Genomic DNA, 14,361 nt, shown 5'->3' with positions numbered 1-14,361 from the left:
AAGGAAAGGAGCGCGCTCCCTAATCTAGAGCTCGTTGCCGAGACTGCGGAGGCCCTGCTTTTCGGCGCGTTCGTTGTCGAGTTCGGTAAGCACGTCGAGCAGAAAGTTCGTGTTGCTCGAAACCGTGATGACGATCGGAAACTCGCTTTCCGATGTCGAGAACTCGAATGTTCCGTTGCCGATCTCGATGATCTCCTTGAACGCCTTGGCGCCGTTCCGCCCGCCGCATTCGGCATCGACGATCTTGCCTTCGTTGAACGAGACGCTCGCCAAATACATATCCGACTTGAGTACGAGAAGCCCCGTCATCTTCGAGTTTTCGATGACCTGAACGGCGTCGAAAATTCCGACGTACGCCAAATTCCCGGCGAACGTCACGTCGGTGCGTATCTTCTGCGGTGTTTTGTCGCGCGACGTGCCGAAATCGGGGCGCCGCGCGCGTCGGATCGCTTCAAGTCCCGGCGCGACCGAAATTCGCGGATCGAGCAGTTTCGCTTCCTGCAAACGGTCGTACGCGAGATCGAAATCTTCGCGGCCAATGTAGAGATTCACGAGCGCCAGACACTGCCGCGCGGCCTCGTCCAGGCTTTTCTGATTGATGCAGATGTCGCGCATCTTCTCGCGCAGGGCGATCGAGCGCGGACTTCGATCGATCGAGTCGCGAAGCAGTTGAAAAGCCTTTTCGGGCGAGCGGTATTTGACGAACAGATCTGCGTCGAGAAGAATCGATTCGATCGACACTTCGTTCATCGGAATCGAAGGCACTTCCAAAACTTGATTCATAGGCTTGAGGCTGAACAACTCTGTTCAACAGTTTAAAAACTAACATATTCGGGTACCATAAGTCATCAAAAATTTGGCCGCCCAAGCGTTGGTCGCAAGCCGGCGAATGAACGTATAATAAAAGAATCGGTTCGTTCTTTTTGAGGGTTGTTCTAGTTGGAATTCCAGAATTGCGCAGGAGATTATTATGTTTCGACCATTCCTATTTGTTTCGATCTTGATCTTGAGTTCGTTTCTTTCGGCGCCGTCGCAGTCCGTGCGCGTGACGTTCCTTCACGTCAATGACGCTTACCAGTTTATGCCGGTCGAGGGCGGCAAACGCGGCGGACTCGCGCGACTTTGGACGCTTCGCAAGGAGGCGTTGAAGGAGAATCCGAACACGATCTTTACGCTTGGCGGCGACACGCTCTCGCCGTCGGTCGAAACCCGCACTTACAAAGGCGCGCAGATGATCGACGCGTGGAACGCGATCGGGCTCGACTACTCGGTTTTGGGCAACCACGAGTTCGATATCAAAACGGCCGATCTGCTGGCGCGTATGAAGGAATCAAAATTCACCTGGCTCGGCGCGAACGTCATCGATTCGAAAACCGGGAAGATCTTCGGCGACACGCCGCCTTACGTCGTTCGCGAATTTCAGGGTGTGAAAATCGGTATCGTCGGATTCCTTCTGCCCGAAACAAAGGAGACTTCCTCGATGGAAGACAGTCTGCAGGTGACGGATTTCTGCGCGACCGCGAAGAAACTCGTCAAGCAGATGCGCAAAAAGGAAAAGGTCAGCGCGGTCATCGGATTGACGCATCTTTCGATGGCGCAGGACAAGCAGCTTGCGCGGTGCGCGGATTTCGATCTCATCCTTGGCGGCCACGAACATACGTTGCTGCAGTCCTCTTCGAACGGCACGCCGATCTTCAAAATGACGGCCGACTCGCGCGAGATGGGCAAGTTCAATCTCATTTTCGACGCCGCGACGAAGCGTTTCGAGAGTCTCGATTGGGAGATCATCCCGGTCACCGACCAGATCGCGGACGCGCCCGAATTTGCGCCGGTTTTCGAGAAATACAAGGATTTGTTGGTGAAACTCGCCGAACCCGTCGGAGCGACCGGCGTTGTCCTCGACGCGCTCTCGGTATCGAACCGGACAAAGGAAACGAACATCGGCAATTTCATCGCCGACGCTTATCGCGATGCGGTCGGGGCGGACATCGCTTTCGTCAACGGCGGTTCGATCCGCGCCGACCTGACATACAATCCGGGAGTTTTGACGAAACGCGACGTGCTCTCGATGTTGCCGTTCAACAACCCGATCGTAAAGGTCGAACTTTCCGGCAAGACCTTGCGCGCAATGCTTGAACACGGTGTCGCGCGGAGCGGCGTCGGTGAGGACGGAGAGCCGGGAAGATTTCCGCAGATTTCGGGAATGAGCTTCAAGTTCGATGTTTCGAAGCCCGCCGGAAGCCGTGTTGTCGAAGCCTTGGTCAGCGGCAAACCGCTCGAGGATTCGAAGACCTACACCGTTGCGACCTCAGACTTTCTCGTCTCGCGCGGCGGCGACGGTTACACGATGTTCAAGGAAGGCAAACTGCTGACGAAAGCCGAAACGGCGCCGAAGGATTCGGACGTTTTCGAAAAGGCGATCCGCAACGCCGACAATTCGACGATCTCGCCGAAATTGGAAGGAAGGATCGTAAAGATTGGAGCGCAAGCGTCCCGTTTGCCCTAAGCGTGGAGCGCGATGGGATTTGCGATTTGCGATTTGCGATTTGGGATTTGGGATTTGCGATCTTTTGAATCCGCAGATGATTTCTGGAATCCCAAATCCCAAATCCCAATTCCCAATTCCCAAATCGCAGATCCCAAATCCCAAGCTATTTCCTGACGGCGCTCAGTACCTGCTGTACTTCCATTGCCAGGACCGATTCGGCCGCCTTGTCGGCCGAGCCGTCGGTCTTGCCCGAAGATTTGTTTTGTATCACCGTTCGTCCGTCGGACAGCGCCACGAGTTTGAAATCGACCTGCGCGTCAAATTTCTGCGCCGAAGAAGTGTCGGTGTTCGTAACCTTGCCGAGGATCCCGCCGATCTTGCTTGCCGTCGATTGTTTCAGTTTCGAAATATCGCTCGTCAGAACGTAATCGCACTGCGCCGCCGACGCATCGGCTTCGCTGCTGACGGCGACCGCGTCCACAGTTCCGCCGATCAGCCGAAGGATCAAAAACGCCTGCAAGTTGGTTGCAGAAACGTTTTCGGTCGTGCGGTTTGTCGGAACGTAGACCCCAATCCGGACCGTGCCGGGCTTTTTCTTCTCCGGCCGGTTCACGCCCAATGTTTGTCCGCCGTCGGTTCGCGTCTTTTCAACTTTTTCCTCATCGCTGATCGTCGGCGTCATGTCCGGAGATCCGTAAAGTTCGTTTGGTTCCGTAATCTGCGCATAGCCCACCGGAATATCGAAAAGCGCGGCATCAAGCGTCTTCTTGGAAAGTTCGAGCGTCTCAGTTGTTTGAGAAAAACTCATCCCATCGCTCGTCATCGTCCTTGTCTCCGTTAGCGGAAACCCGAGCTTGCCGGTGCCCGTCGTCCGGAATTGAATACGGTCGCGACAGCCGCCGCCACGTTGGGTCTCGGGAGACTGAGCGGTATTGCGCCGTGGCGAATACGGACACGCGAACTCGGGCAGGTCAATGTACCAACCGTCGGTTTCCATAGTCATATTGGATTTCGTGCACGCGTCCGGGGACGATTCGACTTTTAGTGACGTTTTGATGTGCCGCGCCGTGAACCCGAACATCTGTTTTCGCTCACCGGTATCGACGATGTTCGATACGTAGGTCACGACGCCCCCTTTAACCATCGGCGCGGGCTTGACCGTTGCCGCGGTCGGCTTGGTCGTTGCCGGCGTTGCCGGGGTCTCAACCTCGAACGGATCGATGTAGTAGATCTTTCTCTTGTCGTTGATCTTTACGGTTCGTTTAAGATCGCACTGCTCGATGTCGGCGACATCGCCGCCGATTCCCATAAACGCTCCGGTTTCGCTCCTTTTCCGGAGGCCTTTGACATAAACGGTCGATTCCATTCTCTGGCCGTTCATCGTCGTAATTTGCTTGATCTGGTAATTCTGTGCGAACCCGGAGAGCGTTCCGAAAATCAGCACGGAACAGATAAGAATGATACTTCGCATAACTCAACTCCTTCAGGTGCAAAGTTTAGGTCGGCACGCCCTCGGCTCAAGAACATTGGGCATCCGACTGAGTCGTGATACCGACCGAGTCGGGAACATTCGGGGGCTTACAACTTCATTCTATTCCTAAAATCGATCGCTGTAATCACCGGAACGGGGTGATTCGTAGGCAGGTATTGAAGTTATCGATCGCCGAAGCGCAAACGATTTCGCTCGCGTGACCTAACCAGTTCGGTTTCGCGGTCTTTGGGCGGTGCGTTCGTGACGAGCGCGTCGAGCAAACGGCTCGATGAATTCGCGATTTCATCGACGGCGGCGTCGAACGCTGCTTTGTTCGCCATTGAGGGTTTCGCCGAGCCGCTGATCTTGCGGACAAACTGCAACGCCGCCGCGCGGATCTCGTCATCCGTCGCCGGCGGTTCGAAATTATGGAGTTGTTTGATATTGCGACACATATCGATTTGGGATTTGGGATTTGGGAATTGGGATTCCAGAATTCCAAAATTCCAAAAATAAATCAGATTACGAATTCAAAAGATCGCAAATCCCAAATCCCAAATCCGAAATCCGAAATCCCACATCCCAAATCGGACTAGCCTTCGCTAACCCTGAGGACCGCCAAAAACGCTTCCTGCGGAATTTCCACGCGGCCGACTTTTTTCATACGCTTTTTGCCTTCTTTCTGTTTTTCGAGCAGCTTGCGTTTGCGCGAGATGTCGCCGCCGTAGCATTTTGCGGTGACGTTCTTGCCCATCGCCTTGACGGTTTCGCGGGCGATGATCTTGCTCCCGATCGCGGCCTGGATCGGGACCTCGAACAATTGCCGCGGGATCAGTTCCTTCATCTTCGCGGTCACGAGCTTGCCTTTCGCTTCAGCCGTTTTGCGGTGCAGAACCAAGGACAACGCATCGACGGGCTCGCCCGAAACGAGCACGTCGAGTTTCACCAGATCGCTTTCCTGATATCCCGAAAAATGATAATCGAGCGAAGCGTAGCCTTTTGAAACCGACTTCAAACGATCGTAAAAGTCGAGCACGATCTCGTTGAGCGGCAATGAATAGACGAGCATCACGCGGTTCGAAGTGACAAACTCAAACTTCTTCTGGACGCCGCGTTTTTCATCAAGCAACGGAAGAATTCCGCCCAGAAAGGCGTCGTTCGTCAGGATCGTCGCCTCGATGTACGGTTCCTCGATCTTCGAGATTCGGCCGGTTTCCGGCATACGGGCCGGCGAATCGACTTCCAAAACCTCGCCGTTGGTCGTCGTCACGCGGTAGCGAACGCCCGGCGCCGTCGTGATGAGCTCGAGATTGAATTCACGTTCCAACCGCTCCTGGATGATCTCCATATGCAGCAACCCGAGAAAGCCGCAGCGGAAACCGAATCCGAGCGCCGTCGACGATTCGGGTTCGTAGAAAAACGAGGCGTCGTTGAGACGCAATTTGTCCATTGCGTCGCGGAGGTCTTCGTATTGCGCCGAATCGATCGGGTAGAGTCCGGCGAAGACCATCGGCTTGACCTCCTGAAACCCCGGAAACGGTTCGGCGACGGGCCTCGCGGCTTCGGTGATCGTGTCGCCGATCTGGACATCGGCGACCGTTTTGATCGACGCCGTCAGGAATCCGACCTCGCCGACGCTGAGTTCGTTGATCGGAGTCGGACGCGGACGATTGACACCCAGCGTCTCGACCAGGTATTCGCGACCGGTGTTAAAGAACCTGATCTTCGTGCCTTTTTTCAACGTGCCGTCGATGACGCGGAAAAGCACGATCACGCCGCGGTAACTGTCGTACCAGCTATCGAAGATCAATGCCTTGAACGGCGCTTTTCGGTCACCCTTCGGCGCCGGGATCTTCTTTACGATCTGTTCGAGAATATCTTCAATGCCGACTCCCGTCTTGGCGCTCGCGAGAACGGCGTCGCTCGCATCGAGCCCGATAATGTTCTCGATCTGTTCCCGGATGCGGTCGGGTTCCGCGCTCGGCAGATCGATCTTGTTTAGCACCGGAAGAAGTTCGAGGTCGTTCTCGATCGCGAGATATGTGTTGGCGAGCGTTTGCGCTTCGACGCCCTGCGACGCATCGACGATCAGCAGCGCGCCCTCGCACGCCGAAAGCGAACGCGAGACCTCGTACGAAAAATCGACGTGGCCGGGCGTGTCGATAAGGTTCAAGATGTACTGCTGACCGTCGCGGGCCTTGTAATCGAGCCGCACGGCGTGCGCCTTGATGGTGATCCCGCGTTCGCGCTCGAGATCCATATCGTCAAGCAGCTGATCTTCCATATCACGGTCGCTGACGGCGCCCGTGAGCTGCAAAATGCGGTCGGCGAGCGTCGATTTGCCGTGATCGATGTGCGCGATGATCGAAAAATTCCTAATGTTCTCCGGATTCATAAGCAATCTGCCGGCGATTTCGCCGGTAACTCAAACTTCTAAAATACCAAAACGACGCGAAAACCGCACGACTGAATTAGAAACTGCATCGGTTTGGACTTGTTCAGACCGGTGAGTTAAGCTGATTGGACGATTTATGAACGAGATTCTGGCAGCGATTTCAATTGGCTCGACCGCGGGAGTTTTGGGGCTCGGGTTTTTCATCGGGCTTAAACACGCGACCGAGGGCGACCATCTGGCGGCCGTCGCAACAATCGTTTCCGACCGCAAGAGCGTCTGGAGTTCGGCGCTTGTCGGTGGACTCTGGGGACTCGGCCACACGATCTCGCTCGTCATCGCCGGTGTTCTTGTGCTTTTGCTCAATTTTGAGATCAGTGAACGAACCGAACGGATTCTCGAATTCGGAGTCGGATTTATGCTCTTGTTTCTCGGCCTGAATGTCGTCCGCAAGCTCGTCAAAGGCGGAAAGGTACATATCCACAAACACGAGCACGGCCAACACGAACACGTCCATCCGCACATTCACCTGCCCGAACGGGGCGAGGAACCGGAAACGCATCACGGACTCACATTCAGTCCGCGTTCGGTTTTGATCGGTATGGTTCACGGACTTGCAGGCAGCGCGGCGCTGATGCTGATCGTCATCCCGACGATCGAATCGAAGGCGCTCGGACTGCTTTACATCGTCGTATTCGGCATCGGCTCGATCGGCGGAATGATGCTGATGAGCTTTCTCGTCGGGCTCCCGTTTCATTTCACGGCGACGCGTTTCAACCGTATGAACGCGCTGCTTCAGGGCACTGCCGGAATCATCTCGATCATCCTCGGACTCGCCATTATCTACGAAAAGGGATTCACCGAAGGTTTATTTGCCTAAATGAGATCGCTGGACAGACCCGCTTGGAGAACTCCCAATCAGATGAACCCCAATGCGCAATCCCTGATAAAGCCTGCGTTTTAAGCAAGTTGATCCGCCTTGCAAAACGCCTTGCATCCCGACCCCAGCCGAACAATTGTCGGCCCCAAAGCGTCCGGCGTCGGTTAATCGATCAGAACCATTACTGCGCGGATTCTCGCGCTTGTCGCGCAACTTTGCACGGCGAACGGGCGCCATTGGTCTGAAGACCGAATGAATCGTTGGTCATTGGACGATCAAGTTTCTGGTACGAAGATTGCCGTTTATCAATCAGATGCGATGATCGTTAACCGACAACCCTGATCCGAAAAGCGCATCCCCGAGTTTTTCTGTTGATCTAGTCTTTAATCCCCGATAAACAGGACTGTGTTGCTGGTCGTCGATTCGATCAGGAAAAAGGAGACGTATGAAATTCAAGTCAGTCGGACAAATAGATCGGGTATTTTTGGAGCGCCTGTTGACCGTGTTTTGGGCGGGAATCGGCGTATTCGTTTTGACGATCGGAGGAGCCGCAATGCCGGACGATTCGTTGCTGGCGCAGGTTGTGGGGAAACGCTTCGAACTTCGCAAGCTGGACGATTCAGGCGACGCGGCGAGCTTTGTGCCACAGACATTGCGTACTCTGCCCGGGGACAATTCGGTCGCGGCGGCGTATGGCGATCAATCGACGCCGGCTGTTGCGCGCGGCAATGATTCGATTCTCGCGGTCTGGACGGACAATCGCCCCAACCCGACATCGTCGGCGCCTTTCGCCGGTTCGGAGTATGAAACTTCGCGCGATATTTACGGCGTAAGACTCGATCTCGCCGGCAACGTGCTCGACGCGATTCCGCTGGCGATCGTCGCGCGCCGTTCGAACCAAACTCAGCCGAGGATCTCCTGGAACGGCTCGAATTGGCTGGTCGTGTATCAAAGCGTCGATCTCGGCGGCACGGGTTACTATCAGAATTCGCTCGAAGCGGTCCGCGTCGCGCCTTCGGGCCAGGTTCTCGATGCAAAACCGATCAAATTGTACGGACTGACGCTCGCAAACGGTTGGGCGGTCGCTTCCGATGGTAATAATTGGGTCGTTGCAAGTCAGGGGACGTCGGCGACGAACAGTATCGTCGGGATGCGTATCTCTCCGGCCGGCGTCGTTCTCGACCCGCCGACGCGCGTGCTTGTGGCAAATACGAACAACCCGCGTTTCGGCGGCCTGTTCGCTTACGCCAGCGGCGTTTTTGCGTTCTTTTACAATGACGACAACGGTTTCAAACTCGGCCGATTCGACAGCAGTCTGACGCCTCTCGGTTCGGCCGCATTGGCGCCGGACGTCTGGCTCACCGACCTCGCAAGCAACGGTACGAACTTCTACGGGGTCTGGCACAAACAGAATACGAACGGACTGGTGAACGTCGTCGGGTCGCGGATAAACAGCGCCGGCGCGGTTCTCGACGGCGCCGGCGTCAACATTTCGGGCACGAAAGAGCCATCGGCCAACGCAACAACCGCGGTGATCTGGGACGGCGTTAACTGGCGCGTGACGTGGGGGCAACTCAATACTTCCTGGATCGCTCGCGTGAACTCCGCCGGAGCCAACCTTGATCCGGGAAGCGTTTCCGTTGCCGGGGTTCAAACGGGCCGGACCGCGGGCGCCGGAGCCGGAGCGTTGCAGATGATCTGGACAATTTTTGCGAACAACAATATCGATGTTTTCAGCGCGAATGTCTCGACAAGCAGCGTTGCCGGTCCGACCCGGACGCTATCGGTTGGCGCGCCGCAACAGACGCGGCCCGACGTTGCCGCGAGCGGAAGCGGTTATATGACGGTTTTTCTTAGCCGGAACGCGGCCAGCAGCCGTGTGCTCGCTCAGCCGCTAGACGCTGCCGGCAATTCGCTGACCCCGCAACCGGTTGAGCTTGAGACGGGCTCGTCGTTCAACGGTCCGGGAAATCCGAGTGTCGCTTGGAACGGCTCCGCTTACCTTGTCACGTGGGGCACGGCGAACGGAATCGTCGGGCAGAGGCTTCAGCCGAATGGTATCAAGATCGACGCGTCGCCGTTCACGATCATCAGCGGCGGTTTCGGGCCGACCGATGTCGCGGCGCTCGGCAACGACTTTCTCGTCGCCGCCCGGAAAACGGGAATCAGCATTCAATTTATCTTTCCGGTTGCGGCGCGCGTCAGTGGATCAGGCGCGGTGCTCGACGCGTCGCCGCTGACGCTCGGACAATCTTATCTGCGGACCGCGCCGGCCGTCGTCCAGATCGGCGGCCGCTGGCTCGCGGCCTGGCATCGGAACGCGACGCACGACAACTCCTTCTGTACGACGATGGGCGCTTTCATTGAGGCGAACGGTACTTTGACGCCCGAGTTCCAGATCCACGGTCCGTTTTCGACCGCCGGCGGCAACGGCATTTTCGAAGTTGGACTCGCATCGAGCGGAACCAAGGCGCTGCTCGTTCAATCGCAGGAGTTGACGAGCGGCGTCGAGACCGACTTGCTGGCACGAGTAGTAGAAGCCAGTGGTACGGTCGGTCCGCAGATCAATCTGACGCCGTGGCAAGGCAATCAATACCGGCCGCGCGCCTCCTGGGACGGCTCGAGCTTTATCATTGCGTATCAAGATCAGAAGAACAGTCTTGCCGAAAACAGTCTTGAGCAACTCGATGCCCGCAGCGACCTGTTCGGGATGCGCGTCTCGCCGACGGGAGCGGTCGTCGATCCGCAGGGATTTGTTTTCTCGAATCTGCCGACCGGTGAGACCGATCCGACCGTTTGTTCGCTCAACGGCGTGACGATGTTTGCCGGATCGGCGGTTATCAACGACACCAACTTTGCGAACTATCGCATCGTTTACGAACAGCGCGACGCGAGTCAGAACAAGTGGCCGATCGCCGTCGCCAACGCCTCCGCCGTCGGCGGCGACGTGCCTTTGACGGTCGATTTCAGTTCTGCGGGTTCAACCGATCCGGACGGCTCGGTGAGCGGATTCTTCTGGGATTTCGGTGATGGAGCGACATCGACCGCGGCCAATCCGACGCACACATACACGATCGCCGGTCCGTTTGTCGCTGAACTCACGGTCACCGACAACGGCGGCGCGCAAGCGAAGCAAACGGTCCTGGTCAAAGCCCGGACGCCGAACCAACTGCCGGTGGCGGTCGCAACCGCATCGCCGTCAAGCGGTCAACCGCCGCTTGACGTCATTTTCTACGCGGACGGGTCGTATGATCCGGACGGATTCCTCGGCAATCTCGAATGGACGTTCAGCGATGGCGGGACGTATTACGGATCTCCGGCGTACCATACGTTCGCGACGACCGGCACATATACTGCGACGCTCAAGGTTTTCGATAGCCAGGGAGCCTTCGCGACGACCTCAATCAATGTTTATGTCGGCACGCCGACACCGACACCGACGCCGACCTTGACGCCGACACCAACACCAACGCCGACGCCGATCCCGGCGCGCGCCGCCTTTGACTATGACGGCGATCGAAAAACCGACGTATCCGTGTATCGTCCGACGACCGGCGGTTGGTATTTGGATCAATCCCAAGGCGGATCGATCGAGAGATTCTTCGGACTTTCGACCGATAAGATCGCGCCGGCCGATTTTGACGGCGACGGCAAGACCGACATCGCGGTCTATCGTCCGTCGACCGGCGTCTGGCACGTCTTGCGGAGTTCCGACCAGAGCTATTTCGCGGTGTCGTTCGGGATCTCGACTGACAAGCCCGTGCCCGCCGACTATGACGGCGACGGGATCGCTGACGTGGCGGTGTTTCGCGCCTCTCAAGGCACCTGGTACATCAACAGATCGTTGGGCGGCGTGCAGATCACGCAATGGGGAATTTCGTCGGATCTTCCCGTGCCCGCGGATTACGATGGCGATCGGAGATCGGACATCGCCATTTTCCGGCCATCAACAGGTCAGTGGTGGCTCAATCGGACAACCGCGGGTGTAACGGTCGAAACTTTCGGCGTCAGTTCGGACAAGCCGGTTCCGGCAGACTATACCGGCGACGGCAAAGCGGACGTCGCGGTTTGGAGGCCGTCGAACGGGAACTGGTTCGTGCTCAGGAGCGAGGATTCAAGCTTCTATTCGGCGCCTTTCGGCCTCGCTGCGGACATCCCGACACCCGGCGACTATGACGGCGACGGAAAGGCCGATTTCGCGGTGTTTCGGCCTACGAATCTAAACTGGTACGTCCAGCGCTCGGCACTTGGAGTCTTGGTCCGGAGTTTCGGCGCGACGGGCGACATCCCGACCCCTTCGGCGTTTGCGCCTTAGTTGTGAGATCTTCCAGGCAGATCGCGTCTTGTTTCCTCAATCGTTGAAACAGGGCGCGATCTTGCATTATTCGCCAGACTAATACCCTTCGCCCGTGAAATATCAGAAGTGCTTACTTACAAAACATCAACTTTGCTTTTTGAGAGCATTGTGGCGAGAGGCAAACGGGTTTACGATGCGGTTGAGAACGAAAGTTCTTGTTTGAAGTTATTTTCATTCCAATACCTTTAAGGAGGTACGGATAATGTTTACCGCAGCAGTAAAAAATCAGACTCTTTTAACTCCATTCCGCATTGCAGTCGTCATCATTGTTTGTCTGTTCGCGCTCCAGGCGTTCGGGCAGAAGACGGTTCGCAAGGAAAACGGGCCGGTGTGGCAGAGCTATCACGAGATCACACTCGGCGCGACCGCCGATCTGGTCCGCGAGAAGCTTGGAAAACCGAAGACCGAAGACGCGGAAGGACTGTTCTATATGATCTCGGACCTTGAGACGGCGCAGTTTCTGATCGACGCTGAAGGCAAGGTCAAAGCGATCTCGGTGATTTTCGACGCCGAGCATCTGACGCCGCCGTCGTTCGCCGATGTTTTTGGCAAATCGGTAGTTGCCCAACCTCGGGAAGACGGTGTGATCTTCAAGATGGTCCGATATGAGGAACTCGGCTTTTGGATTTCGTTCAATCGGATGGCCGGCGACAAGGCGATGGTCATCGTTCTGATCCAGAAGCTGTAATTTGTCAGGCAACATTTGTTTGCCCGTGAATCGGCGTGAGTTTTCGCTTATGTTCGGCAATTTGCCGAAGGAGTGAAGGTTCGCGTCGATTTTCCTGCGAACTGCGGGATCGGCGTTTCCTGAACCGCGAAGGACACGAATCAGCACGAGTAAATAATTCTTCGTGATGATTCGTGTCCTTCGCGGCTAAAATTCAACCCGTTTCACAAGAGCTTCAAATATCGGAATCGGCTCCCGTTATTTGACTTCCAATTCGTAAGGCAACAACAGCATCGCTTCGCCGTTGCGCATCTGGTCGAGCATCGCCGCGTAGCGGAACGAACGCCGCATTTCTTCGGGTAGCGATTTGACCAGCGCCGTCGCCGCCTGCTGTTCCTGCGTCATCGTATTTTCTTCGCTGGAGCCGAACATCGTATCGAAGAACGGACGCGGTTCCGGAAACGAGATCCTTTTGACGTCGCGGTCGGCCGGGAGATTCGCCAGCTCTTTGGCGATCTCGATGGCTTTTTCGAGTCCGCCGAATTCGTCGATCAAACCGACCTGTTTGGCCTGCGTTCCCGTCCAGACGCGTCCCTGCGCGATCGTGTTGACCTCTTCATTGGTCTTGCCGCGGCCCTTTGCGACCTTCGGGACGAAGTCATTGAAATAGATCTTCTCGACCTGTTTCTGCATCTTCTCGAGCTCGGTGCCGCTCCATTTTTCCGTTTCGCGGAAGATGCCGGAATTCTTGCCGCGCATAACGTACTCGTTCGAGATCCCGAGCCAGTCGTAGAAGCCCTTCATTACCGGCTTGCCCATAAAAACGCCGATCGAGCCGGTGACGGTCGACGGTTGGGCGACGATCTTGTTCGCGTTGCACGAGATGTAGTAACCGCCGGACGCCGCGACGTCGGCCATTGAAACGACGACCGGCTTTTTCGCTTTGGCATTCTCAAGAGCGTGCCACATCAGGTCCGACGCCAGCGACGAGCCTCCGGGGCTGTCGACGCGCAGAACGATCGCTTTGATCGACGGATCGTTCGCCGCCGTGTTGACCGCCTTGACGATCGTGTCCGATCCCATCGTTTCCCCGCCGAACGGGCCATTGTTCGAACTTCCGATGTTGATCGCGCCCGATGCATAGACGATCGCTATCTTCTCGCCCTTGTTGAGTCCAAGGCTGTCCGATGAGATCTCGCGATATTCGTTCGCGGGAATCGTCCGCAACGCCTCTTCGGTCTTGTATCCGAGGCGTGTTTTTAGTTCGTCGTAGACCTGATCGCGGTACGACGCGCCGTCGATCAGACCGACCTGGAGAGCGTCGTCGGCGTGATACGGAGCGTTATCGATCAGCGCTTTGACGTCTTCGACAGACTTCTTGCGTTCGTCGGCGATAGCCTTCGTCATCCGGCCGTAATACTCGTCGAGAATGGCGTTGATGACTTCTCGATGCGGTTCCGTCATCGACTTTTCGGTGTACTGATCCGGAGCGTTCTTGTATTTTCCGATCTTCAGAAACTGCGGCTCGATCCCAAGCTTGTCGAGCGACCCTCGATAGAACGAGACGCTCGCGGCGAATCCGTTGACATAGAGGTCGCCGGCCGGAGCGACAAAGATCTTCTCGGCGGCGGTCGCGATGTAGTATTCCTTGTTCGTGCCGATCTGCATATACGCGTAGGCCGGCTTTCCGGAGGCGCGAAAATCCTTGATCGCGTCGCGCAGTTCGTCCGCCTTGCCCCAGCCGATGCCCGGAAAGTTGATATCGAGCACGATGCCGCCGATGCGGTTGTCGACCTTCGCCTTGCGAAGCTGAGTCAGAAGGCTCGAGAACGACTGCGGTTGGTTGATCCCAAGAAGCCGCGCCGTCGGGTCCTCCGGCGCATAGTCGGGAAGATCACCCGAAACCTTGAGCACCAAAACGCTGTTTTGCGGAACGGATGGTCGGCCCATCGACTCAAAGAGAACCGCGAAAATGATGACGCAGAGCAGGACGGCGATGACCGTCAGGCCGCCAAGAATGAGAACTACCTTTTTTGTATTAGACATTGCCATATTTCTACTTCCGGATCGCCCGAAGCGAATCACGCTTTGTATTACGTCTGAAGA

General features: G+C 56.4%; 9 protein-coding genes. 4 read left to right on the top strand and 5 right to left on the bottom strand.

Features of this window, described 5'->3' with window-relative positions; all coding sequences use genetic code 11:
- Nucleotides 1-24 precede the first annotated feature (24 nt).
- Nucleotides 25-783, bottom strand: a complete 759-nt coding sequence (locus tag IPN69_02920) for a DUF4388 domain-containing protein (protein MBK8809667.1) — start codon at nt 781-783, stop codon at nt 25-27.
- A 187-nt stretch (nt 784-970) separates the two neighbouring features.
- On the opposite strand from IPN69_02920, the gene IPN69_02915 reads away from it, so the two are divergent.
- On the top strand, nt 971-2,506 hold the full coding sequence (locus IPN69_02915) for a 5'-nucleotidase C-terminal domain-containing protein (protein ID MBK8809666.1): 1,536 nt from the start codon (nt 971-973) through the stop codon (nt 2,504-2,506).
- Between the two features lie 145 nt (nt 2,507-2,651).
- Here IPN69_02915 and IPN69_02910 read toward each other — a convergent pair whose 3' ends face one another.
- The 3 genes from IPN69_02910 to lepA form a co-directional block, all read right to left on the bottom strand.
- Entirely contained in the window at nt 2,652-3,959 is a 1,308-nt protein-coding gene (locus IPN69_02910) for a hypothetical protein (GenBank protein ID MBK8809665.1), read from the bottom strand.
- Between the two features lie 182 nt (nt 3,960-4,141).
- Nucleotides 4,142-4,414: a DUF2277 domain-containing protein gene (locus IPN69_02905; GenBank protein MBK8809664.1), complete on the bottom strand. Its 273-nt coding sequence runs from the start codon at nt 4,412-4,414 to the stop codon at nt 4,142-4,144.
- A gap of 137 nt (nt 4,415-4,551) precedes the next feature.
- Nucleotides 4,552-6,354, bottom strand: a complete 1,803-nt coding sequence (gene lepA / locus IPN69_02900; protein ID MBK8809663.1) for an elongation factor 4 — start codon at nt 6,352-6,354, stop codon at nt 4,552-4,554.
- Nucleotides 6,355-6,490: 136 nt separating this feature from the next.
- On the opposite strand from lepA, the gene IPN69_02895 reads away from it, so the two are divergent.
- From IPN69_02895 to IPN69_02885, 3 genes are all read left to right on the top strand, one after another.
- Nucleotides 6,491-7,231 (top strand): urease accessory protein UreH, encoded by a 741-nt coding sequence (locus IPN69_02895; GenBank protein ID MBK8809662.1) that lies wholly within the window; start codon nt 6,491-6,493, stop codon nt 7,229-7,231.
- Nucleotides 7,232-7,676: 445 nt separating this feature from the next.
- Nucleotides 7,677-11,546, top strand: coding sequence for a VCBS repeat-containing protein (locus IPN69_02890; GenBank protein MBK8809661.1), 3,870 nt, complete (start codon nt 7,677-7,679; stop codon nt 11,544-11,546).
- Between the two features lie 244 nt (nt 11,547-11,790).
- The gene (locus tag IPN69_02885; protein MBK8809660.1) at nt 11,791-12,276 is read left to right on the top strand and encodes a hypothetical protein; all 486 of its coding nucleotides are present in this window, start codon (nt 11,791-11,793) and stop codon (nt 12,274-12,276) included.
- A gap of 237 nt (nt 12,277-12,513) precedes the next feature.
- Here the strand turns inward: IPN69_02885 and sppA are convergent, their stop codons facing one another.
- Nucleotides 12,514-14,301, bottom strand: coding sequence for a signal peptide peptidase SppA (gene sppA, locus IPN69_02880; GenBank protein ID MBK8809659.1), 1,788 nt, complete (start codon nt 14,299-14,301; stop codon nt 12,514-12,516).
- Nucleotides 14,302-14,361 lie beyond the last annotated feature (60 nt).

Source organism: Acidobacteriota bacterium (assembly GCA_016715115.1).
GTDB lineage: Bacteria > Acidobacteriota > Blastocatellia > Pyrinomonadales > Pyrinomonadaceae > JAFDVJ01.
The sequence above is the reverse complement of the archived record's forward strand: the minus strand, read 5'-3'. Positions and strand labels throughout refer to the sequence as shown.